21 protein-coding genes and 1 other RNA gene are annotated in these 21,546 nt (G+C 59.6%); 18 read left to right on the top strand and 4 right to left on the bottom strand.

The window, feature by feature from the left end; genetic code table 11:
• Positions 1–37 precede the first annotated feature (37 nt).
• The 5 genes from petA to OKB77_RS08745 all read left to right on the top strand — a co-directional run bounded on the left by petA (position 38) and on the right by OKB77_RS08745 (position 3,718).
• A complete protein-coding gene (gene petA, locus OKB77_RS08765; protein ID WP_005336284.1) occupies positions 38–628 on the top strand; it encodes a ubiquinol-cytochrome c reductase iron-sulfur subunit in 591 nt (196 codons plus the stop codon).
• 2 nt (positions 629–630) lie between these two features.
• Positions 631–1,848 (top strand): cytochrome b, encoded by a 1,218-nt coding sequence (locus OKB77_RS08760; RefSeq protein WP_005336282.1) that lies wholly within the window; start codon positions 631–633, stop codon positions 1,846–1,848.
• Positions 1,845–2,579, top strand: a complete 735-nt coding sequence (locus OKB77_RS08755) for a cytochrome c1 (protein WP_005336280.1) — start codon at positions 1,845–1,847, stop codon at positions 2,577–2,579. Before OKB77_RS08760 ends, OKB77_RS08755 begins: the two co-directional genes overlap by 4 nt.
• 87 nt (positions 2,580–2,666) lie before the next feature.
• Positions 2,667–3,296, top strand: a complete 630-nt coding sequence (gene sspA, locus OKB77_RS08750) for a stringent starvation protein SspA (protein ID WP_005336279.1) — start codon at positions 2,667–2,669, stop codon at positions 3,294–3,296.
• Positions 3,293–3,718: a ClpXP protease specificity-enhancing factor gene (locus OKB77_RS08745; protein ID WP_005336278.1), complete on the top strand. Its 426-nt coding sequence runs from the start codon at positions 3,293–3,295 to the stop codon at positions 3,716–3,718. The genes sspA and OKB77_RS08745 overlap by 4 nt, the downstream gene beginning before the upstream one ends.
• A gap of 43 nt (positions 3,719–3,761) precedes the next feature.
• Here the strand turns inward: OKB77_RS08745 and dolP are convergent, their stop codons facing one another.
• From dolP to OKB77_RS08725, 4 genes are read right to left on the bottom strand one after another with little or no spacing between them, the layout of a single operon-like run.
• The gene (gene dolP / locus OKB77_RS08740) at positions 3,762–4,340 is read right to left on the bottom strand and encodes a division/outer membrane stress-associated lipid-binding lipoprotein (RefSeq protein WP_043821894.1); all 579 of its coding nucleotides are present in this window, start codon (positions 4,338–4,340) and stop codon (positions 3,762–3,764) included.
• 4 nt (positions 4,341–4,344) lie between these two features.
• A complete protein-coding gene (locus OKB77_RS08735; RefSeq protein WP_005336275.1) occupies positions 4,345–4,935 on the bottom strand; it encodes a D-sedoheptulose-7-phosphate isomerase in 591 nt (196 codons plus the stop codon).
• Between the two features lie 9 nt (positions 4,936–4,944).
• Positions 4,945–5,316, bottom strand: coding sequence for a YraN family protein (locus tag OKB77_RS08730; protein WP_005355127.1), 372 nt, complete (start codon positions 5,314–5,316; stop codon positions 4,945–4,947).
• Positions 5,258–7,045, bottom strand: coding sequence for a penicillin-binding protein activator (locus OKB77_RS08725; protein WP_223849272.1), 1,788 nt, complete (start codon positions 7,043–7,045; stop codon positions 5,258–5,260). The genes OKB77_RS08730 and OKB77_RS08725 overlap by 59 nt, the downstream gene beginning before the upstream one ends.
• 199 nt (positions 7,046–7,244) lie before the next feature.
• Here OKB77_RS08725 and rsmI point away from each other — a divergent pair, with 199 nt between their 5' ends.
• The 13 genes from rsmI to murC all read left to right on the top strand — a co-directional run bounded on the left by rsmI (position 7,245) and on the right by murC (position 21,527).
• The gene (gene rsmI / locus OKB77_RS08720; RefSeq protein WP_123172229.1) at positions 7,245–8,078 is read left to right on the top strand and encodes a 16S rRNA (cytidine(1402)-2'-O)-methyltransferase; all 834 of its coding nucleotides are present in this window, start codon (positions 7,245–7,247) and stop codon (positions 8,076–8,078) included.
• A 157-nt stretch (positions 8,079–8,235) separates the two neighbouring features.
• An RNA gene (gene rnpB, locus OKB77_RS08715) (RNase P RNA component class A) lies at positions 8,236–8,622 on the top strand.
• A 442-nt stretch (positions 8,623–9,064) separates the two neighbouring features.
• On the top strand, positions 9,065–9,523 hold the full coding sequence (gene mraZ, locus OKB77_RS08710; protein WP_013723406.1) for a division/cell wall cluster transcriptional repressor MraZ: 459 nt from the start codon (positions 9,065–9,067) through the stop codon (positions 9,521–9,523).
• On the top strand, positions 9,524–10,462 hold the full coding sequence (gene rsmH, locus OKB77_RS08705; RefSeq protein WP_005336168.1) for a 16S rRNA (cytosine(1402)-N(4))-methyltransferase RsmH: 939 nt from the start codon (positions 9,524–9,526) through the stop codon (positions 10,460–10,462).
• A 3-nt stretch (positions 10,463–10,465) separates the two neighbouring features.
• Positions 10,466–10,780, top strand: coding sequence for a cell division protein FtsL (ftsL, locus tag OKB77_RS08700; protein ID WP_005336166.1), 315 nt, complete (start codon positions 10,466–10,468; stop codon positions 10,778–10,780).
• On the top strand, positions 10,777–12,531 hold the full coding sequence (locus OKB77_RS08695) for a peptidoglycan glycosyltransferase FtsI (protein WP_019444792.1): 1,755 nt from the start codon (positions 10,777–10,779) through the stop codon (positions 12,529–12,531). Before ftsL ends, OKB77_RS08695 begins: the two co-directional genes overlap by 4 nt.
• A complete protein-coding gene (gene murE, locus OKB77_RS08690; protein WP_123172230.1) occupies positions 12,464–13,996 on the top strand; it encodes a UDP-N-acetylmuramoyl-L-alanyl-D-glutamate--2,6-diaminopimelate ligase in 1,533 nt (510 codons plus the stop codon). The genes OKB77_RS08695 and murE overlap by 68 nt, the downstream gene beginning before the upstream one ends.
• Positions 13,993–15,348, top strand: coding sequence for a UDP-N-acetylmuramoyl-tripeptide--D-alanyl-D-alanine ligase (locus OKB77_RS08685; RefSeq protein WP_270817419.1), 1,356 nt, complete (start codon positions 13,993–13,995; stop codon positions 15,346–15,348). Before murE ends, OKB77_RS08685 begins: the two co-directional genes overlap by 4 nt.
• Entirely contained in the window at positions 15,342–16,424 is a 1,083-nt protein-coding gene (gene mraY / locus OKB77_RS08680; RefSeq protein WP_005355120.1) for a phospho-N-acetylmuramoyl-pentapeptide-transferase, read from the top strand. The genes OKB77_RS08685 and mraY overlap by 7 nt, the downstream gene beginning before the upstream one ends.
• 4 nt (positions 16,425–16,428) lie before the next feature.
• Positions 16,429–17,712: a UDP-N-acetylmuramoyl-L-alanine--D-glutamate ligase gene (gene murD, locus OKB77_RS08675; RefSeq protein WP_005336156.1), complete on the top strand. Its 1,284-nt coding sequence runs from the start codon at positions 16,429–16,431 to the stop codon at positions 17,710–17,712.
• Entirely contained in the window at positions 17,709–18,890 is a 1,182-nt protein-coding gene (gene ftsW / locus OKB77_RS08670; protein ID WP_005336154.1) for a cell division protein FtsW, read from the top strand. The genes murD and ftsW overlap by 4 nt, the downstream gene beginning before the upstream one ends.
• Positions 18,890–19,972: an undecaprenyldiphospho-muramoylpentapeptide beta-N-acetylglucosaminyltransferase gene (murG, locus tag OKB77_RS08665; protein ID WP_123172232.1), complete on the top strand. Its 1,083-nt coding sequence runs from the start codon at positions 18,890–18,892 to the stop codon at positions 19,970–19,972. Before ftsW ends, murG begins: the two co-directional genes overlap by 1 nt.
• A gap of 100 nt (positions 19,973–20,072) precedes the next feature.
• Entirely contained in the window at positions 20,073–21,527 is a 1,455-nt protein-coding gene (gene murC / locus OKB77_RS08660) for a UDP-N-acetylmuramate--L-alanine ligase (RefSeq protein WP_123172233.1), read from the top strand.
• Positions 21,528–21,546 lie beyond the last annotated feature (19 nt).

Here is a 21,546-nt window from a genome sequence, read left to right as displayed (position 1 = left end):
ATAAGAATGTGCGGAGTCCACATGGGAGAGTTTTTGGATGAGCAATGCGCCAGTTGATACCGGTCGCCGCAGATTTCTTACCTGGTCAACGGTTGCCGTTGGTGGGGTAGGAGCTGCGTTTACCGCAGTGCCGTTTATAAAGTCATGGAATCCGAGCGCCAAGGCCAAAGCAGCCGGTGCGCCGGTTGAAGTCGATATCAGCAAGTTGGAACCGGGTCAGCTCATCCGTGTCGAGTGGCGAGGCAAGCCTGTCTGGGTGGTGAAACGCACCAAACAGACGCTGGATGCCTTGGCCGCGCATGATGACAAGCTGCGGGATCCCTCATCTGAAGAGCCGCAGCAGCCTGACTATGCCCATAACGGGTACAGATCGATAAAGCCCGAAATTTTTGTCGCGGTCGGTATTTGCACCCACTTGGGGTGTTCACCTTCCTATCTGCCTGACAGCTTTGGCGAGCAGGTGCAGGGCGTTACGTCCGGCTTCTTCTGCCCGTGCCATGGCTCCAAGTTCGACATGGCCGGCCGTGTGTTCCAGGGGGTGCCTGCACCGCTGAACCTGGTCATTCCGCCCTATCAATTCATTAATGACACCACCATCCAGGTCGGTGCCGATGGCAAGGAGGCCTGACCATGTTGAGTAAACTGATGGGCTGGATCGATTATCGATTCCCGCTCACGGCCATGTACAACGACCACATGGCCAAGTATCCGGCACCGAAGAATCTGAACTTCTGGTACTTCTTCGGCTCGCTGGCCATGCTGGTGCTGGTCAACCAGATCATCACCGGTATCTGGCTGACCATGAACTACAACCCCTCCGCGGAAGGTGCGTTTGCCTCCGTGGAGTACATCATGCGCGATGTGGAGTACGGCTGGTTGCTGCGTTACATGCACTCAACCGGTGCGTCTGCATTCTTCATCGTGGTCTACATGCACATGTTCCGCGGCATGATCTATGGCTCTTATCAGAAGCCTCGTGAACTGCTGTGGATCTTCGGCATGCTGATCTTCCTGGTGCTGATGGCGGAAGCCTTTATGGGCTACTTGTTGCCCTGGGGCCAGATGTCATTCTGGGGGGCCCAGGTCATCATCTCGCTGTTTGGCGCCATTCCGGTCATCGGTGACGATCTGACCCTGTGGATCCGCGGTGACTACGTGATTTCCGGTGCGACCCTTAACCGCTTCTTTGCGCTGCACGTCATTGCGTTGCCGCTGGTGCTGGTGATGCTGGTTGCCATGCACATTCTGGCGCTGCACGAAGTAGGATCCAACAACCCGGACGGTATCGACATCAAGAAGCACAAGGACGAAAACGGCTGGCCGCTGGATGCGGTGGCGTTCCACCCTTACTTCACCGTCAAGGATATGATCGGTGTGGCAGGCTTCCTGTTCTTCTTCTGCGCCATCATCTTCTTCAAACCGGATATGTGGGGTTACTTCCTCGAGAAGCCGAACTTTGAAGTGGCCAACGGCCTGAAAACCCCGGAGCACATCGCGCCTGTGTGGTACTTCACGCCGTTTTACGCCATTTTGCGGGCGGTGCCGGACAAGCTGCTTGGCGTCATCATGATGGGTCTCTCCATAGTGGTGCTGTTCCTGCTGCCGTGGCTAGATCGCTGCAAGGTGCGCTCGGTGCGTTATCGCAGCATGCTGCACAAGCTGAACATTGCCCAGTTTGTGGTCTGCTTTATCATCCTGGGGGTGTTGGGGGTGCTGCCATCGACGCCGACGTTGACGCTGGTTGCCCAGATCTGTTCACTGGGATATTTCGGGTTCTTCGTCCTGCTGTTCTTCTATAGCAAGAATGAAAGCACCAAGCCGCTGCCAGAGAGGGTGACATTTAAATGAAAAGAATAATATTTGCAGTGCTGACCCTGCTGCCATCTCTGGTATTTGCAAGTGGCGGAGCTGTTCATCTGGACAAAGCCAATTACGATCTGAGTGACAAGGCATCGCTGCAACGCGGCGCGGCCACCTTCATGAACTATTGCGCCGGATGCCACTCTACCCAGTATCAGCGTTATAACCGGGTCGCAGAAGATCTCGGGATCCCCGAAGATTTGATGAAAGAGAACCTGATTTTCACCGGTGCAAAGGTCGGTGACCTGATGAAGAGCGCCATGTCAGAGAAGGATGCCGCCAAGTGGTTTGGTGCGCCGCCCCCCGATCTGACACTGGTTGCTAGGGTGCGCGGTGCAGACTGGATCTACACCTATCTGCGCTCCTTCTACGTGGATGAGACCCGTCCGTTCGGGGTGAATAACGCCGTGTTCCCGTCCGTGGGCATGCCCCATGTGCTGGAGCCGTTGCAGGGAACCCCCCGTGCAGAGTTCGCTACTCACACGGTCGACGGAGTGGAAACCCAGCAGGTTGTCAGTATCAAATCTGACGGTAATGGTGAAATGGATGACGAAGAGTATGATCAGACGGTACTGGATCTGGTAAACTTCTTGGTCTACTCGGCTGAACCGGTACAACAGGAGCGTGAACGCATGGGCTTCTGGGTGCTTGGTTTCATCGTGATCTTCTTCATCTTCACTGTGCTGTTGAAGAAGGAATTCTGGCGCGACGTTCACTAAGCGACCAGATCCGGGTAATATAATGCACGGCAATGAAGACCAAGATGCTTCATTGCCGTTTCTGCTTTTTAATGACGGGAGGGTTCAATGGCTGTAGCTGCCAATAAGCGTTCGGTAATGACGCTGTTTTCCGGTGCCAACGATATGTTCAGCCATCAGGTGCGTATTGTCCTGGCGGAGAAGGGTGTTAGCGTGGATATCTGCCAGGTTGATCCAGCCAATCTGCCGGATGAGCTGGCCGAGCTGAACCCGTACAACTCTGTACCGACCCTGGTTGATCGTGAGCTGGCACTCTACACCTCGCGCATCATCATGGAGTATCTGGACGAGCGCTTCCCGCATCCGCCCCTGATGCCTGTTTACCCGGTTGCCCGTGGTAACAGCCGTCTGATGATGCACCGCATCGAGCTGGACTGGTACTCCCTGGCCGACAAGATCATGGCCGGTACCGATGCTGAAGCGGCACGCAACGAACTGCGTGACAACCTGCTGGCCATCGCGCCGATCTTCGGTGAAATGCCCTATTTCATGAGCGAAGAGTTCGGTCTGGTGGATTGCTACATGGCACCGCTGCTGTGGCGTCTGCCGAGTCTTGGTATCGACCTGACCGGTCGTGGTGCCAAAGAGCTGAAGGCCTACATGGTTCGTCTGTTCGAGCGTGAGTCCTTCCAGGCTTCCCTGACCGAAGCCGAACGCGAGATCCGTGCTGGCGTATGAGCATGGAACCGACAATGACACCGAGCCGCCCGTACTTGTTACGGGCGTTCTTTGACTGGTTGCTGGACAACGATCTGACCCCTCATTTGGTGGTCAACGTCAACATTCCCCATGTGATGGTGCCGATGCAGTTTGCTCAGGATGGGCAAATTGTACTGAATATCGCGCCCCGAGCCGTGATGCAATTTCACATGGATAACGAGGCTATCAGCTTCAGTGCCCGTTTTGGCGGGGTATCCCAGCAGGTCTATATCCCGATGGCGGCCGTGCTGGCTATTCATGCCCGGGAGAACGGCGTGGGCACCATGTTCCCGCCCGAGCCGGGTTACGATATCTGGCTGGAGCAGGCTGAAGCGCCAGTGGAGCCTGAGCCGGAACCGCCGCGTCCAAGCGGTCGTCCGACCCTGAAGGTGATCAAATAAAAAACGCAGCCGATTGGCTGCGTTTTTTTATGTGCGGTCGGGCTTAGTTCTGGGCGAATTCGAAGGCCTTGATCACGCGCTTCACGCCGGTGACATGGCGGGCGATGTTGACTGCCTGCTCTCCCTCCTGGCGAGTCACCAGACCAATCAGGAACACCTCGCTGTTCTCGGTGACCACCTTGACCTTGGTGCTGTCGAAATTCTTGGTGCCGAACATATCGGCTTTCACCTTGGAGGTGATCCAGGAGTCATTGCTGCGGGTGGTGAAACTGGCAGGTTGGCCGATGCGTAATTCGTTGTAGACGTGGCGCACCCCTTCGATGCGACTGACAATTTTGCCCGCCTCAATCTTGTAAACGTCAGAAGGTGTCTGGCCGACCAGCAGGACGCGGCCATTGTTGCTGTAGACGCTGATCTTGCTGGCTGCGCTGAGGGGTTTGTTGTCGGCCAGCAGATTGGCCGCTTTCAACTCGATGGTCTGGTCATCCCACTGCGCGCCCAGGGTTCGGCGATCGCCAGAGGCCTTGGCAGTCCCTGCGGCGCCGCCAACAACCAGGGCTGCGCAGCCTTGCAGCAGCAGGGTGCTAACCAGCAGACCGAGCAGGATAGTGTGCTTTTTCATGGTTTCAATCTTCCTGTTGCGGGAAAAGTGTCTGGTCGATGAGATCACACAGGCAGTGCAGGGTCAACAGGTTCACTTCCAGAATGCGAGGGCGACGGGCGGAGGGAACACGGATCTCCACATCGTTCGGGCCGAGCAGACCAGCCATTTCGCCACCGTCCCCCCCGCTCAGCACCACTATGGTCATGTCACGGGAGAGGGCAGCCTCGGCGGCCTTGATCAGGCTGCGGCTGTGGCCGGAGGTGGTGATGACCACCAGAATGTCGCCAGGCTGGCCCAGCGCGCGGATCTGCTTGGCGTAGACCTCTTCAAAACCGTGATCGGTGGCGATGGCGCTGATGGTCGCCATGTCCGGGGTCAGGGCCATGCCGGGCAGGGAGGGGCGCTGGGTCTCGTAGCAGTTGACCAGCTCGGAGATGAACAGTTGCGCGAGTGCGGCAGAAGGACCGTTACCGCATGCCAGCACCTTGTGGCCATTGAGCAGGCAGATGGTGATCATCTGGGCTGCAGTATGGATGGCATCCGGCAGCGCTTCGGCGGCGGCGATCTTGGTCTGGATGCTTTCGGTGTAGTTCTCTTTGATGCGGTCAGTCATAGGGTCCTCTTAAAATGCGTTCTGGATCCAGGCTGGCTGGTCGCCCTCGAACGCAATCACATCGAATCGGCAGGCCTGATTGGCCTCGTTGATGGCATGTTGCTTCAAATAGTGGCGCGCTGCCAGCATGATCTTGTGCTGTTTGCTGCGGGTGACCGAGCTGGCGGCCCCGCCATGGCTGCCGGTGGCCCGGTAGCGCACCTCAACAAACACCAGGGTCTGGCCCTGGTGCATGATGAGATCTATTTCACCGCCACGACAGCGGTAGTTGCGAGCTACCGGTTGCAGGCCCCGAGCCTGCAACCAGCGTTCAGCGACTTGTTCAAAGTGCTGTCCCTTGCTCGTTGGTGAGGGGAACAGGCTCGGCAACTGCTGGCGCATCCGTTTCCATAGTTCCTTCATTGGAGGGCTCCTCCAGCTGCTGAACGGCGTTCTCGTCGACCAGTTTGCCGTTCTGGTAGGTGGCCCAGCTCAGCATCCGCACGATATTACCCTGGGCATCCACGCTCAGCTGACCGCTCATGCCGGCCTGCTGCATGCCACCCACCTTGCGCATCTGCTGCAGGTTCTCTGCCAGACTGACGGCATCGTAGCCCATGGCAAACAGGCGCAACAGGTCACCCTGGGTCTGCGGCCAGAGCAGGGCGATCTGCTCGCGCTGTTTCTCGTAGCCGCCCAGCAGCAGCGGCATATCGGCGATATGCATACCGTTGAGCTCGGAGGCGACCTCGGTGGCGGCGCTGTCGTAGCCACGGGAGCTGGTGTAGATGGGCAGGCTGCCCATCGGATTGACCGAGACATCCACGTAGGGCTTGATCATCCGGGTTTCCAGGCTGTTGGCCACCACATATACGGCATCGATGCTGCGCGGTGCGGCATCAGAGAGTTGCACCACTTCACCAGCTCGGGCGGTAGAGCGGCCGCTCAGGGCATTCTTGACCATCCCCTGCACTTCGTTGCGGGCACCGAAGGTGGCAACGACCGGCTTATCCTGGCTCAGGGTAGCCCAGCTCTGCTCGAACGCCTTGATACTGCTGTAACCGATCCGCCCCTGGGCGGCGATCAGCAGCGGTTTACGGTAGCCTTGGGTGTAAAGGTACTGGGCTGCCTGCGCGGCATCTGCGGCGGCAGAGAGGGAGAAGTAGTAGGTGGTGTCGTTGACGACCGGCTTGTCCAGCTCGTTGAGTGCCAGTACCGGCACGGTCGGATTGGCCTTGAGCAGCTCCTCGACCCGGTCTTTCAGCAGCGGGCCGATGATCATGTCAGCCCCTTCCTGAATCGCCTGCTTATAAAGGTCGCCGGTTGACTTGCTCTGGGTGTCGTAGAAGTTCAGGGTGAATTGCCCCTGATTTTCCTTATAAGACATCAGCATACCGTTACGGATGGCGGCGCCCTGCGGCTCCAGATTGCCGGAGAGGGGCAGCAGCACAGCGATCTGTTGCACCGAGGTGCTGGCAGTGGCCGCCAGATCGCCCAATCCTGCCGGCATATCCTTCTGGGCTGGATGGTTGGGGAAGTCGCGCTTCCAGCCTGCCAGTTGGCGGGCCAGCAGGTTCGGCTGGGCGCCAAACTCGTTGACCAGTGCCGCCAGTCGCAACCAGCCGGTGGTCACATCAGGGGCCGGAGCCTCTTCCAGCGCTTGCAGGGTGGAGGGGGTCATGCTTTTGAGCAACGACCAGATTTGCTGATGGTTGGTCGCCTGCTCGCTCTGATTGAGGTAGGGCTCCAGTGCAATCAACGACTTGGCTGCGCCAAACTTGTTGTTGATGTCGAGCTGCAGCACTACGCGCTGGCGATACCAATCCTTTTGGGTATCGGCATCAAGCACCACCTCGGGTTTGCCTTCCAGCAGGATCAGCGCCTGATTGGCGTGGCCTTGCGCCAGCAACAGATGGGCTTGCAGCAGTTGCAACTGCGCCTTCTGAACGGGATCCTTGGCCTGCTTCTGCAATTGCTGGAACAGTGCCGAGGCCGGTTTGGCCTGGCCCAGCGCCAGATAGCTGCGTGCCGCCAGCATCTGCCAGGTAAAGGACTCGGCCGGCTTGGCGGGGTCCACCTGCTCAAGATACCACTGGGCATTCTTGGTCAGATTGGAGAACGCAGAGGGCATGCCTGACTGCCCTGACGGTTGATTGGGCTCCGACGCACAGGCGGCGAGCAGTACTGCCGCGAGTATGATGCCGAAGAGTCGTGATACACTTAGCTGCTTTGTAACCCGGTTCAAGTTCATTCCCCGACCAGTGTTGAAGTTCCCCATAGTGTAAACGGGCCAATATGGCGACACAATTGTCGGGGCACTCGGAGATCCCATGAGTGACATCCCAACCCTGTATATAGTCCCCACTCCGATCGGTAATCTGGCGGACATCACCCAGCGTGCATTGGATATTTTACGCAGTGTCGATCTGGTGGCCGCCGAAGATACCCGTCATACCGGTATCCTGCTCAGCCACTACCAAATCTCGGTGCCGACCTTCGCCCTGCACGATCACAACGAGCAGCAGAAAGCCGATGTGCTGATCGGCCGGATCAAAGAGGGTAAGAGTGTTGCGCTGGTCTCCGATGCCGGCACCCCGCTCATCAGCGACCCCGGTTATCACTTGGTCACCCGCTGTCGTGAAGCCGGGGTCAAGGTGGTGCCGTTGCCCGGCCCTTGTGCCGCCATCACCGCCTTGAGCGCGGCCGGTCTGCCCACTGATCGATTTGCCTTTGAAGGCTTCCTGCCCGCCAAGAGCAAGGGTCGCGATGATCGTCTGCAAGCCGTTATCGAAGATCCCCGTTCGCTGGTGTTTTACGAATCTCCGCGCCGTGTGCAGGATACAGTGGAAGCGATTGCTCGCATTCTCGGTGAGCGTCAGGTGGTGGTGTGCCGTGAGCTGACCAAGACCTTCGAGTCGATCCACGGTCTGCCAGCCTCTGAAATGCTGACCTGGCTTGGTGAGGATGACAACCGCTGCCGCGGCGAGATCGTGCTGGTCGTGGCTGGTGCCTCCAAAGATGAAGAAGATCTGCCAGCCGAGGCGATCCGCACTTTGGGACTGCTGGTGGCAGAGCTGCCACTGAAAAAAGCGGCTGCCCTGACCGCCGAGATCCACGGCGTGAAGAAGAATGCCCTCTATAAATACGGTCTCGAGCACTATTGAGTCGGTGGAATAGGCCGGCAGACTGTTTTTTGACCTGAGCAATCCCTTGTATCGACAATCAGTCAGCCTATAAACGGGGGCCAAAGCGCGATAAATGGCTGTAAACGGGAATTGCCGGTTTACCCCGTGCGTATCGCAAGGCTATAATCCGCGCCTCGGAGTTGGCTGGGCAATCGCTGCTTCGTCGTTGTGTCCCTCGGGACAGACGGGCGGAGGGGAGGAAAGTCCGGGCTTCACAGGGCAGGGTGCCAGGTAACGCCTGGGGGGCGTGAGCCTACGACCAGTGCAACAGAGAGCAGACCGCCGATGGCCCGCAAGGGATCAGGTAAGGGTGAAAGGGTGCGGTAAGAGCGCACCGCGCGACTGGCAACAGTTCGTGGCACGGTAAACTCCACCCGAAGCAAGACCAAATAGGCCCCTATTGGCGCGGCCCGCGTTGGGGGCGGGTAGGTTGCTTGAGCCAGCGAGCGATTGCTGGCCTAGAGGAATGATTGCTACCCGGGGCAACCCGGTACAGAACCCGGCTTACAGGCCGACTCCGACCTCATTCCGAAGAGCCCTGCGATTTATCGCGGGGCTCTTTTTTATGCATGAGAAAATATGGCTTCTTTGGCAGGATATTTTCGACCTTGTCATTTTGAATGAAAATATATGTTTTAAATCAATCGAATAGTTTTGTATTTGGCGCGATGGCAGCGATAGATGGTGATAGAACCCAGGATGGTTGTTCGCACCCACATATTGTGTGTGTTCTCAGTTCATTCACTTATTTCAATTAATCACCAGAGTTTAACGCCAAATAACTTGTGGAAAATCAACCCACTCAATCTGCGGTATGCAATTGCTGCGTCAATATGTTCCCTCTGTCCCATCTCCTTGCTTGAAAAGCCCCCTGCACGTCCTTAAACTTCAAGGTGGGGAAAAGTGGATCAAAGTGGTTTTTAGAGGGGCAATCTGCCTGCTCACTCACCTTCAGGGACTGCAATTTGTTGCGTGGCGCTCATGCCATCAGCCTGGACAGTAAAGGGCGGCTGGCAATTCCGACCAAATTCCGTGATTGGCTGCGCGATGAAAGCGACGGCCAGCTGGTCTGCACCATCGATATTGCCCATCCCTGTTTGCTGCTTTATCCCCTGAATGAATGGGAAGAGGTCGAGCGCAAGCTCAAGACTCTCTCCAGCATGAATCCGCAAGAGCGCCGTTTGCAGCGCCTGCTGCTGGGACATGCAACCGAATGCGAGCTGGATGGCAATGGCCGTCTGCTGCTCAGTCAGCCACTGCGCAACCATGCGGGGCTGGACAAGAAAATCATGCTGGTGGGCCAGCTCAACAAGTTTGAGTTGTGGGATGAAGCCCGCTGGCAACAACAGGTCAATGACGACATCTTGGGTCTGCCCGGGGACGATTGGGCAAGCTCACCACGACTACAGGATTTCTCTTTATAAATGACCCAAGCCGCTGAACACATCACAGTGCTGCTGCACGAAGCCGTTGAAGGTCTGGCCATCAAGCCGGACGGTGTCTACGTCGACGGTACTTTTGGCCGTGGTGGTCATTCTCGTCTGATCCTGCAGCACCTTGGCCCCAATGGCCGCCTGATCGCCATCGACCGCGACCCGCAGGCGATCGCCGAGGCCGCCAAGATCCAGGATCCCCGTTTCGAAATCGTGCATGGCCCCTTCTCCGGCATCGCCTCCTATCTGGATGAGCGCGGTTTGCTGGGCAAGGTGGATGGCTTCCTGCTGGATCTGGGGGTCTCTTCACCTCAGCTGGATGATGCCGAGCGCGGCTTCAGCTTTATGAAAGATGGTCCGCTCGATATGCGGATGGACCCCACCTCCGGCCAGAGCGCTGCCGAGTGGCTGGCCAAGGCCGATGTGGATGACATCGCCTGGGTGCTGAAGACCTTCGGAGAGGAGCGTTTTGCCAAGAAGATCGCCCGCGCCATCGTGCATGACCGTGTGACCGAGCCTTATGTGCGTACCCGCCAACTGGCGGAGATGATTGCCCGGGTCAATCCGAGCAAGGAGAAAGGCAAGCATGCGGCAACCCGCAGCTTCCAGGCCATCCGCATCTATATCAACAGCGAGCTGGACGAGATCGAAACCGCGCTCAACGGTGCACTGGAAGTGCTGGCACCACATGGCCGTCTCTCAGTGATCAGCTTCCATTCGTTGGAAGACCGGTTGGTGAAGCATTTCATCCGCAAGCACGAGAAGGGGCCGGAAGTGCCTTATGGCATTCCGTTGACCGAGGCCCAGCTGGCTGGCGGTCGCAAATTGAAGTCGGTCGGCAAGGCACTCAAGCCTTCTGATCATGAAGTATCTGAAAACAGCCGGTCACGCAGCTCGGTGTTGCGGGTTGCCGAACGGCTGGCGGAGTAAGCGATGAGCGAAGTGCGTGTTCATCTGGCCAAGGAGATCGTTGCCGATCTCTGGCGGCACAAGCTGCAGATTTTTCTGTCGGTCGCCGTGCTGGTGACCGCGTTTGCCGTGATCCTGGTGACCAACATGACCCGCGGTCTGACGGCCAAGCAGAACGATCTGATGGCAGAAGAGGATCGCCTCAATATCGAATGGCGCCACCTGCTGCTGGAGCAGGGCACCCTGGCTGAACACTCCCGGGTGGCGAGTCTGGCGATGGACAAGTTGCAGATGGGTCGTCCGCTGGTGACCACCGAGAAGGTAATTACCCAACCATGAAACGCAAGGCTACAGCCAAAGCTGCCAAAGCGAATGTCAAAGCGCCATCGATCTATCCGTGGCGCTTTCGCACGCTTGCGGTGTTTATCGGCATCGCGTTTGTGGGTCTGATCCTGCGTCTGGCCTGGATCCAGGTGATCAATCCGGATCGTCTGCGTCAGGAAGGGGACATGCGTTCCCTGCGTACCACCTCTACCCAGGCGGTGCGCGGCATGATCACCGATCGCAACGGCGAGCAGCTGGCGGTTTCTGTGCCGGTCGAAGCTGTCTGGGCCGATCCCAAGACGGTGCATGAATCTGGTGCCATCAATAATGAGCGAGCCTGGCTGGCTCTCTCCGCCGTGCTCAAGCTCGACATCAATACCCTCAAACACCGCATCGCCAACCCCAGCAAACGCTTCGTCTATCTGCAGCGTCAGGTTACTCCTGCGGTGGCGGAATATATCAAGGGGCTCAAGCTGGGTGGCATCTACCTGCGCCCCGAAGCGCGCCGCTTCTATCCGACCGGCGAGATCAGCGCCCATCTGGTGGGGGTGACCAACATCGATGGCAGCGGTATTGAAGGGATTGAGCGCAGCTACAACGAGTGGCTGACGGCGACACCCGGCGAAATGCGGGTACGAAAGGATCGTCAAGGTCGCGTCATCGAGCGGCTTGGCATCGTCAAAGAGGGCAAGAACGCCAACGATCTGCAGCTTAGTATCGATCAGCGGGTGCAGGCTCTGGCCTACCGTGCCCTCAAGCGGGCAACCGACGAGAACAAGGCGACCTCCGGCTCCATGGTGATGCTGGATATCAAGACCGGTGAAGTGCTCGCCATGGTCAACACCCCCTCCTATAACCCGAACAACCGCGGCCAGTATCAGAGCTTCCGGGTACGCAACCGGGTGGTGACCGATACTTATGAGCCGGGTTCGACCGTCAAGCCATTGATTTTGCTCAGTGCCTTGCAGGCAGGTGTCACCAGCTGGAAAGATTTCATTCCCGGTGGTCCGCTCTTTATCGGTGCCAAGCAGATCAAGGACGTCAGTATCCACAAGGCGACCAACCTCTACGATATCCTGCGCTACTCCTCCAACATCGGTATGTCGCGCATTGCGTTGCGGATGCCGGCGCAGGAGATGATCAACACCCTCAGCATGTTCGGTTTCGGCATGGATACTGGCAGCGGGCTGATGGGCGAGAGCAGCGGCATGCTGCCCCAGCGTCGCCGCTGGTCCGATATCGAGCGAGCGACCCTCTCGTTCGGTTATGGTCTGCGGGTCACCCCGCTGCAGCTGGCTTCCGCCTACGCCACCCTGGCCAACAAGGGCAAGCGGGTGCCGCTCTCCATCGTCAAGGTGACTACGCCGCCCAAGGGTGAGCAAGTTATTGATCACAACAACGCCGCTGCCATGTTGCAGGCGCTGGAGTATGTGGTCGACAACGCTATTCCAAAAGCCAAGATCCCGGGCTATCGGGTCGGTGGCAAGAGTGGTACCGCCAAGGTCGCCGTCGCCGGTGGCTATGGCAAGGATTACATGGCCTGGTTTGCCGGTTTCGCACCCGCCAGTGATCCCCGTTTCGTCATGGTGGTGGTGATCAACGAGCCAAAAGGCAGCGCCTATTATGGCGGCGCCGTGGCGACCCCACCGTTTGCAGAGGCCATGGGCGGGGTGCTGCAGCTCTTCAATATTCGTCCCGATGCGGTGCCGCCAGCGGTGCCCACCAAACTTGCCCGTACGGAGGCTTCTCTTGTCCCGCGCACTTGATGCATTACTGCGCCCCTTCGGTATCCTGGCGCCGGCGCTCACCTTGACCGATATCCAGCTGGATAGTCGGCGGGTTGGCCCCGGCTCGCTCTTCGTGGCCATTCGTGGTCATCAGGTGGATGGCAGACGGTTTATCGAACAGGCGGTGGCTCAGGGAGCGACCGCTGTTGTGTTTGAGGAGGATGGTGAATTTATCCCACCATCGACTCCGGTTCCCTGTATCGGGATGCGGGATCTGCCCGCTCACCTCTCTGCTCTTGCGGGCTATTTCTACGATCAGCCAGCCCAAAAATTGGATCTGGTCGGGATCACCGGCACCAACGGCAAGAGCACTACCGCTTTGCTGGTCGCCAACTGGCGCACCCTGCTGGGTGGCAAGGCGGGTGTGATGGGCACCATCGGCAACGGCCTGTTTGGCAATTTGATCGAAGCGGAAAATACCACCGGCAGTGCCGTTCAGGTGCAAGCCAATCTGGCTGCGCTGCAAGCGCAGGGGGCGGATCTGGTGGCGATGGAAGTTTCAAGCCACGGTCTGGTACAGCACCGTGTTGCCGCGCTGCCCTTTGCCGCTGCCGTTTTCACCAACTTGAGCCGGGATCACCTCGACTACCACGGCACCATGGAAGCCTATGGCGCCGCCAAGGAGCAGCTGTTGCAGCTGGTCGATGAGTCGAATGCGGTGATCAACCGTGATGACGAGCTGGGTGCCAAGTGGATCGAAAGATACCCGGCAGCGGTGGCCTTCAGTGTGGATGGCCCGATTGAACACCATTCTGGCCGTCAATTAACGGCGCAGCAGCTCGATTTTCACCAGCAAGGTTTTCGCGCGCAGATTAACTCCAGCTGGGGGAATGGTGTATTATCCGCCCCCTTGCTCGGGCGCTTCAACGTCAGCAATGTGCTTGCCGCAATGGGCGTGATGCTGGTGCTCGGTTACGACTTCAACGAGCTGCTGGCGACAGCGCCTCAATTGCAGCCGGTGACCGGCCGCATGGAGTGTTTTGGCGGTGGTGATACGCCGCTGGCGGTGGTCGATTACGCCCACACCCCGGATGCGCTGGAGAAGGCATTGCAGGCCCTGCGGGTGCACTGCACAGGGCAGCTCTGGTGTCTGGTCGGTTGTGGTGGCGACCGCGATCGCGGCAAGCGCCCCATGATGGCCGCCATGGCCGAGCAGTATGCGGATCGCGTGATCCTGACCGACGACAATCCCCGTACCGAGGAGCCGGCCCGGATCATGGCCGACATGGTGGCGGGTCTTCGCGATCCTGCTGCGGTGCAGGTGGAGCACGACCGGGTCAAGGCAATTGCGCTGGCCATCGGTCAGGCGAGCAAGCAGGACATCATCCTGGTGGCCGGTAAGGGTCACGAGGATTATCAGATCATTGGAACCGACAAGCGGCACTACAGCGACCGGGAAACCGTCGCGGCCGCCTTGCACACATTATTGGAGTCATTCAAATGATGACCCTCAGGCTTGCCGAGCTGGCGCAGGTACTCGATGCCCGTCTGATTGGTAACGATGGCGAGATCACCGTCGTCAGTACCGACACCCGCACTTTGGGCGCGGGTGCCCTGTTCGTTGCTCTGCGCGGCGAGCGCTTCGATGCCCACGATTTTTGCGAGCAGGCCGTTCAGGCAGGGGCCTCTGCCCTGCTGGTCGAGCGTGAACTGCCGCTGGCCATCCCCCAGCTGGTGGTGACCGACAGTCTGAAGGGGCTGGGCCGTCTCGGCAAACTGGTGCGTGAGCGCATCAATCCGAAAGTGCTGGCCATTACCGGCAGCTGCGGCAAGACCACAGTGAAGGAGATGGCAACTGCCATCCTGCGCAACGAAGGGGAAGTGCTGGCCACCGCTGGCAACTTCAACAATGAGGTGGGCGTGCCGCTCACCCTGCTGCGCCTCGAGCCGCAACACCGGTTTGCAGTGATGGAGCTGGGTGCCAACCATCCGGGCGAGATCGCCTGGACTACCTCGCTGGCCAAACCCGATGCCGCCATCATCAACAACGTGGCGGCGGCCCATCTGGAGGGCTTCGGCTCGTTGGAAGGGGTATTCCACGCCAAGAGCGAAATCTTTGAGGGGCTGAGCGAGGGCGGCACGGCCATTGTCAACGCCGACAACGAATTCTGGCCGAAGTGGCGTGAGCGTGGCATTCAGTGCGCCTTCTCTATCGAAGATCAGAGTCAGCCGTTCCACGCGCGCAACCTTGTGCTCAACGAACAAGGCTGCGCCGAGTTTGTGATGGTGACCCCGCAAGGTGAGCTGGGCCTGACTCTGGCGATCCCGGGTCGCCACAACGTGGCCAACGCACTGGCTGCCGCCGCGGGCTGTCTGGCCCTCGGCGCATCCCTCGGCTCCGTCAAGGCGGGGCTGGAACAGATGGCGCCGGTCAAGGGGCGCTTCTGCGTGCAGCGCTGGGGCGGTCTGACCCTGGTGGATGATACCTACAATGCCAGCGTGGAATCCGTGCTGGCTGGCATCGATGCCCTGACCGCCATGGGCGGCTTCAAGGTGCTGGTGTTTGGTGATATGCGGGAACTGGGTGAGGAGTCTGCCGAGCAACACGCCCGGGTTGGCCGTCATGCCCGCGAGTGCGGTCTGGATGCCGTGCTGACAGTGGGGGAAGATAGTCGCCATACCGCAGATGCCGCGGCGGGCCGACATTTCGATAACAAGGCGTCGTTGTTTGAAGTGCTTGCGCAAATGATAAATACACATCAGGAAATTTCGATTCTGGTCAAGGGGGCCCGTGGCTCCCGCATGGAAGATATCGTCGAGATGGTCAAAGGCCATCAGGAGTCAGCCACATGCTAGTCTGGCTGGCCGAACTGCTCACCCCGCACTTCACCTTCTTCAACGTCTTCTCCTACCTGACGTTTCGCGCCATCCTGTCGATCATCACCGGACTGGGGGTTGCCCTCTGGATGGGGCCACGCCTCATTCGCCGTCTGCAGATCCTGAAGTTTGGTCAGGTGATCCGCAACGACGGTCCCGAGTCCCACCTCAGCAAGCGGGGCACCCCGACCATGGGGGGCCTGATGATCATTGCTGCGATTTTCACTTCAGTGTTGCTCTGGTGCCGCCTCGACAACCCCTATGTCTGGCTGGTGCTGTTTGTGCTGGGTGCCTACGGCGCCATCGGCTTTGCCGACGACTACCTCAAGGTGGTGCGCAAGAATACCGACGGCCTGATCGCTCGCTGGAAGTATTTCTGGCAATCCGCGGTAGCGTTGGCGGTGGCTGTGTTCCTCTATGCGACCGCAACCCATGAGGGCCAAACCCAGCTGGTGGTGCCTTTCCTCAAGGATGTGATGCCGCAGCTTGGTCTGATGTTTATCGTGCTGACCTACTTTGTCATCGTCGGCACTTCCAATGCGGTCAACCTGACCGACGGTCTCGACGGCTTGGCTATCATGCCGACCGTGATGGTGGCGGGGGGCTTTGCCCTGATCGCCTGGGCTACCGGTAACGTCAACTTTGCCAACTACCTGCACATTCCCTACGTGCCCTATACCTCCGAGTTGGTGATCGTCTGTACCGCCATTGTCGGGGCGGGTCTGGGTTTCCTCTGGTTCAACACCTATCCGGCGCAGGTCTTCATGGGGGACGTTGGTTCCCTGGCGCTGGGCGGCGCGCTCGGCACCATCGCCGTGTTGGTCCGTCAGGAGTTCCTGCTGGTGATCATGGGCGGCGTCTTCGTGATGGAGACCGTCTCGGTGATCCTGCAGGTGGGTTCATATAAGCTGCGCGGCGTGCGGATCTTCCGCATGGCGCCGATCCATCACCACTACGAGAAGAAGGGCTGGCCGGAGCCGCGCGTCATCGTGCGCTTCTGGATCATCACCCTCGTGCTGGTGCTGCTGGGTCTTGCCACCCTGAAGGTGAGGTAAGGCCATGGTCATCATCATCGGATTGGGCAAAACTGGACTCTCCTGTGTCGATTACTTCCTCGGCCGTGGCGTGACGCCATTGGTGATGGATACCCGTGCCAACCCGCCCGGCAAGGATCAACTGCCGCCTGAGGTAGAGCTCATTCACGGGCTCGACGAGGCGCTGCTCAAGCAGGCGCACATGATCGTCGCGAGCCCGGGTATCGCGCTGGCGACCCCCGAACTGAAAGCGGCTGCCGAGTGTGGCGTGCAGATCGTCGGTGATATCGAGCTGTTTGTGCGCGAAACCCAGACCCCGGTCATCGCCATCACCGGCTCGAACGGCAAGAGCACCGTCACCACCCTGGTGGGCGAGATGATTGCCGAAGCCGGTCTCAATGTCGGCGTGGGCGGCAATATCGGCACGCCTGCGCTGGAGCTGCTCAAGCAGCCGATGGATCTCTGCGTGCTGGAGCTCTCCAGCTTCCAGCTGGAAACTACTCACAGTTTGCGTGCTGCCGCCTCCGTGGTGCTGAACCTCTCAGAAGATCACATGGATCGTTATCAGGGCATGGCCGACTATCGCGCCGCCAAGATGGAGATCCATCAGCACTCCAAACACATTCTGGTCAATCGTGACGATGCCCAGACCCTGCCTGATGTGGGTCAGGTGTGGCAGAGCTTTGGTCTCGACTGCAATGGCTATGGCCGCTGCCTGCTGGATGGCCGCTACTGGTTGACCCTGCACGGTGAACCACTGCTGGCAGTGGACGAGATGAAGATCGTCGGTGCCCACAATCAGGCCAACGCGCTGGCCGCCATGGCGTTGTGCGATGCGGTCGGTATTCCCCGTGCGGCTCAGCTTACCGTGCTGCGTCGTTTCGAAGGCTTGCCCCATCGTGCCCGCTTCGTGCGGGAGGTGAACGGGGTGCGCTGGATCAACGACTCCAAGGCCACCAACGTGGGGGCCACGCTGGCTGCCGTTGCCGGTGTGCGCGAGTCGGTCAAGGGGCGCCTGCTGCTGCTGGCCGGTGGTCAGGGCAAGGGGCAGGATTTTGGCCCGATCCAGGCGCTGTTGGGCAACCAGATCGATCACATGTACTGCTTCGGTCAGGATGCCGAGGTGCTGCTGGCACTGGGCGAGCAGACCGAACGGGTGGCCGACTTGGCCGCTGCAGTTGCCAAAGCGGCGGCCGATGCCAAGCCCGGTGACTGGGTGCTGCTGGCGCCGGCCTGTGCCAGCCTCGATCAGTTCAAATCGTTCGAGGTGCGCGGCGATCGCTTCACCGAGATGGTGCTGGCACTATGAACGCCCTTCGCGCAGCAGCAGGTCTGTTCCAGCGCTGGTTGTTACCGGCGCGTCCTGCCGGTCTCTACGATCGGCAGCTGGTACTGCTGGCGCTCTCCCTGATGGCGGTCGGGGTGGTTATCGTGGCCTCGGCGTCGATCCCCGAAGGGATTGCGCTGGGGGATGACCCCTTCATGTTTGTGAAGCGTCACGCCCTGTTTCTGGTGATGGCGCTCGGTATCTCCTGGTTTGTGTTGCAGGTGCCGATGGCGCGCTGGCAACAGCACAACGGCCCCATGCTGCTGCTGGCGATCTTGATGCTGGTGCTGGTGCTACTGGTGGGCCGCAACGTTAACGGTGCGGTGCGCTGGTTGCCGCTTGGCCCCTTCAACCTGCAGCCTGCCGAGTTTGGCAAGCTGGCGCTGTTTGTCTATCTGGCCGGCTATCTGGTGCGACGCCAGAGCGAAGTGCGTGAAGCCTGGATCGGCTTTTTGAAACCGCTAGCGGTGTTCGGGGTGCTGGCGGTCTTGCTGCTGTTGCAGCCTGACCTGGGTTCCACCGTGGTGATGTTCGTTACCTCGTTCGGCATGCTGTTTCTGGCCGGTGCCCGACTGGGACAGTTTTTGACCCTGATCGGCGCGGGCCTCGGCTCTGTGGTGATGTTGATCATCGTCGAGCCCTACCGGATGCGGCGGGTGACCTCCTTTATGGATCCTTGGGCCGATCCGTTCGGCAGCGGCTACCAGTTGACCCAGTCGTTGATGGCGTTTGGCCGTGGCAGCTGGTTTGGCGAAGGGCTTGGCAACTCCATCCAGAAGATGGAGTACCTGCCGGAAGCGCACACTGACTTCGTGTTTGCGATCCTCGGTGAAGAGCTGGGTTACGTCGGGGTGCTGGGCGCCCTGTTCCTGATTTTTGCGCTGGCGGTCAAGGCGCTCAAGCTGGGGCATCGCGCGCTGGTGGCCGAGCGGCTCTATGACGGTTATCTGGCCATCGGCATCGGCATCTGGTTCAGCTTCCAGACCTTCGTCAACGTCGGCGCGGCCAGCGGCATGATGCCGACCAAGGGCTTGACCCTGCCGCTGGTGAGTTACGGTGGTTCCAGTCTCATCATCATGTCGGTGGCGGTGAGCATGTTGATTCGAATCGATTTTGAGTTGCGTCAGGCGACAGCCCAGGCGCGCGTGCGGGAGGTTTAGTGAGCAAGACTCTGTTGGTGATGGCAGGTGGTACCGGTGGGCATGTGTTCCCCGGTCTGGCCGTGGCCGATCGCCTGAAGGCCCAGGGCTGGACTGTCCACTGGCTCGGCACTGCCGACCGGATGGAGGCGGAGCTGGTGCCCGCCCACGGTTATCCCATCTCCTTCATCGATATTCAGGGGGTGCGTGGCAACGGCATCAAGCGACTGCTGGTTGCGCCCTATCGCATCATCAAATCGATCCTGCAGGCGCGTCAGGTACTCAAGACTGTTCGTCCTGATGTGGTACTCGGCATGGGCGGTTTTGCTTCCGGCCCGGGTGGCGTGGCGGCCTGGTTCTCCGGCATTCCGTTGTTGCTCCATGAGCAAAATGCTGCTGCCGGCATGACCAACAAGCTGCTGGCCCGTATCGCCAGGCGGGTGCTGATGGCATTTCCGGGCGCTTTCGCGCCGAGCCGTCGTACCGCCGTGGTGGGCAATCCGGTGCGTCCCGAAGTGGTCGCCCTGCCGGATCCGCAACTGCGCAGCGGGGATGAGCCACTGCATCTGCTGATCGTGGGTGGCAGTCTGGGGGCGCGGGTGCTCAACGAGCAGGTGCCTGCTGCGGTGGCGGCATCCGGCGTGCCCATTGAAGTGCGTCACCAGTGTGGCAAGGGCAATGCCGAGACAGTGTCTGCTGCCTATGCCCAGCACGGCATCAATGCCGAGGTGAGTGAATTTATCAAGGATATGGCCAGTGCCTACGCCTGGGCTGACCTGGTGGTCTGCCGTGCCGGTGCGCTGACTGTTTCTGAAGTGGCTGCCGCCGGTGTGGCCGCCATATTTGTGCCACTGCCCCATGCGGTGGATGATCACCAGACCCGTAACGCCCTGACCCTGGTCGACGGCGGAGCGGCCGAGTTTCTGCCCCAGTCCGAGCTGAACACCGCTTCACTGGCGGCACGCCTGACCTGGCTGGCTGGTCGCCGGGAGACCCTGTTTAACATGGCGAAAGCGGCTCGCCGCGTCGCCATCACGGATGCGGCCGAGCGGGTTGCAGATGAGTGCAAACAGCTCGCAACCGGGCAGCGTGGTAAAGATTGATGAGCAAGGTTGCAGCGGTGACACCGTGCAGCCTTGTACCTGACTATATTGATGCCGCCGTGTGACAGCACACAGCCTGCGGCAGACTAAAGAGACGATTATGACCAAGGTTGAACTGGCAAAACTGCGTACTGTGATCCCCGAAATGCGCCGCGTGCGTCGCATCCACTTTATCGGCATCGGTGGTGCCGGTATGGGCGGGATCGCCGAAGTGCTTGCCAACGAAGGGTATCAGGTAACGGGTTCTGATCTGGCTCGCAACGCCGTGACCCAGCGGTTGGCCGGACTGGGTGCTCACATCTTTGTCGGCCACAGTGCCGAACACGTTGAGGGGGCCAGCGTGGTGGTGGTCTCTACCGCCATCAAGCAGGACAACCCGGAGCTGCTGGCTGCCCGCGAACTGCGGATCCCGGTGGTGCGCCGCGCCGAGATGCTGGCCGAGCTGATGCGTTTCCGTCACGGCATCGCCATTGCCGGTACCCACGGCAAGACCACCACCACCAGTCTGGTTGCGAGTATCTATGCCGAAGCCGACCGCGATCCGACCTTCGTCATCGGTGGCCTGCTCAACAGTGCCGGCACCAATGCCCGCCTGGGCAGCAGCCGCTACCTGATTGCCGAGGCGGACGAGAGCGACGCCTCTTTCCTGCATCTGCAGCCGATGGTCTCTATCGTGACGAACATCGAAGCGGATCACATGGATACCTACGGCGGTGATTTTTCCAAGCTGAAGGCCACCTTCATCGAGTTTCTGCACAACCTGCCCTTCTACGGACTGGCGGTGGTCTGCATCGATGATCCGGTGATCCGTGGCATGTTGCCCGAGATTGCCCGTCCGACCCTGACCTATGGTCTCTCTGATGATGCCGACGTGCAGGTGCTGGATTTTGTCCAGACCACCAACCACAGCTGCTTCCGTGTTCGCCGCAAAGAGGCGGGCGAGCTGCAGGTGACCCTCAATTTGCCGGGTATTCACAACGCATTGAACGCCGCAGCGGCGATAGCTGTCGCGACAGAGGACGGTGTCAGCGATGAGGCCATCATCTCTGCTCTGGCCAAATTTGAAGGGGTTGGTCGTCGCTTCCAGCAGTATGGCGAGTTTGAAACCGGTCGCGGCAAGGCGATGCTGGTGGACGATTACGGTCACCACCCGAGCGAAGTGAAGGTCACCATCAACGCCGCCCGCGCCGGTTGGCCCGAGAAGCGTCTGGTGATGGTGTTCCAGCCGCACCGTTATACCCGCACCCGCGACCTCTACGAGGACTTCGCCGATGTGCTCTCCAAGGTAGACGTGCTGGTGATGCTGGAGGTTTATGCTGCCGGTGAGGAGCCGATCCCAGGCGCTGATGGACGGGCACTGTGCCGCTCCATTCGCTCGCGCGGCAACCTGGAACCCATCTTCGTCGCTACACCGGATGACGTGCCAGCCGTGCTGGCCGACCTGATCGGCGAGGGGGATTTGGTGCTGACTCAAGGCGCCGGGAACGTCGGGGCGCTGGCTCGTCGTCTCGGAGAGATGAAATTGAGCATAGATAGCATGAAATCTGGCGCCTGAGGGCCCAATGAGTATTTTG

The organism is Aeromonas sp. Y318-3 (genome assembly GCF_027706185.1).
Taxonomy (GTDB): domain Bacteria; phylum Pseudomonadota; class Gammaproteobacteria; order Enterobacterales; family Aeromonadaceae; genus Aeromonas; species Aeromonas veronii.
Note: the sequence above shows the minus strand (reverse complement) of the source record. Positions and strands in the feature narration are given on the sequence as shown.

Excerpts from the sequence above, each read along its gene's own strand:
- petA (WP_005336284.1), top strand. The coding sequence starts at position 38 with ATGAGCAATGCGCCAGTTGATACCGGTCGCCGCAGATTTCTTACCTGG.
- OKB77_RS08760 (WP_005336282.1), top strand. The coding sequence starts at position 631 with ATGTTGAGTAAACTGATGGGCTGGATCGATTATCGATTCCCGCTCACG.
- OKB77_RS08755 (WP_005336280.1), top strand. The coding sequence starts at position 1,845 with ATGAAAAGAATAATATTTGCAGTGCTGACCCTGCTGCCATCTCTGGTA.
- sspA (WP_005336279.1), top strand. The coding sequence starts at position 2,667 with ATGGCTGTAGCTGCCAATAAGCGTTCGGTAATGACGCTGTTTTCCGGT.
- OKB77_RS08745 (WP_005336278.1), top strand. The coding sequence starts at position 3,293 with ATGAGCATGGAACCGACAATGACACCGAGCCGCCCGTACTTGTTACGG.
- dolP (WP_043821894.1), bottom strand. The coding sequence starts at position 4,340 with ATGAAAAAGCACACTATCCTGCTCGGTCTGCTGGTTAGCACCCTGCTG.
- OKB77_RS08735 (WP_005336275.1), bottom strand. The coding sequence starts at position 4,935 with ATGACTGACCGCATCAAAGAGAACTACACCGAAAGCATCCAGACCAAG.
- OKB77_RS08730 (WP_005355127.1), bottom strand. The coding sequence starts at position 5,316 with ATGCGCCAGCAGTTGCCGAGCCTGTTCCCCTCACCAACGAGCAAGGGA.
- OKB77_RS08725 (WP_223849272.1), bottom strand. The coding sequence starts at position 7,045 with ATGCCCTCTGCGTTCTCCAATCTGACCAAGAATGCCCAGTGGTATCTT.
- rsmI (WP_123172229.1), top strand. The coding sequence starts at position 7,245 with ATGAGTGACATCCCAACCCTGTATATAGTCCCCACTCCGATCGGTAAT.
- rsmH (WP_005336168.1), top strand. The coding sequence starts at position 9,524 with ATGACCCAAGCCGCTGAACACATCACAGTGCTGCTGCACGAAGCCGTT.
- ftsL (WP_005336166.1), top strand. The coding sequence starts at position 10,466 with ATGAGCGAAGTGCGTGTTCATCTGGCCAAGGAGATCGTTGCCGATCTC.
- OKB77_RS08695 (WP_019444792.1), top strand. The coding sequence starts at position 10,777 with ATGAAACGCAAGGCTACAGCCAAAGCTGCCAAAGCGAATGTCAAAGCG.
- murE (WP_123172230.1), top strand. The coding sequence starts at position 12,464 with ATGCGGTGCCGCCAGCGGTGCCCACCAAACTTGCCCGTACGGAGGCTT.
- OKB77_RS08685 (WP_270817419.1), top strand. The coding sequence starts at position 13,993 with ATGATGACCCTCAGGCTTGCCGAGCTGGCGCAGGTACTCGATGCCCGT.
- mraY (WP_005355120.1), top strand. The coding sequence starts at position 15,342 with ATGCTAGTCTGGCTGGCCGAACTGCTCACCCCGCACTTCACCTTCTTC.
- murD (WP_005336156.1), top strand. The coding sequence starts at position 16,429 with ATGGTCATCATCATCGGATTGGGCAAAACTGGACTCTCCTGTGTCGAT.
- ftsW (WP_005336154.1), top strand. The coding sequence starts at position 17,709 with ATGAACGCCCTTCGCGCAGCAGCAGGTCTGTTCCAGCGCTGGTTGTTA.
- murC (WP_123172233.1), top strand. The coding sequence starts at position 20,073 with ATGACCAAGGTTGAACTGGCAAAACTGCGTACTGTGATCCCCGAAATG.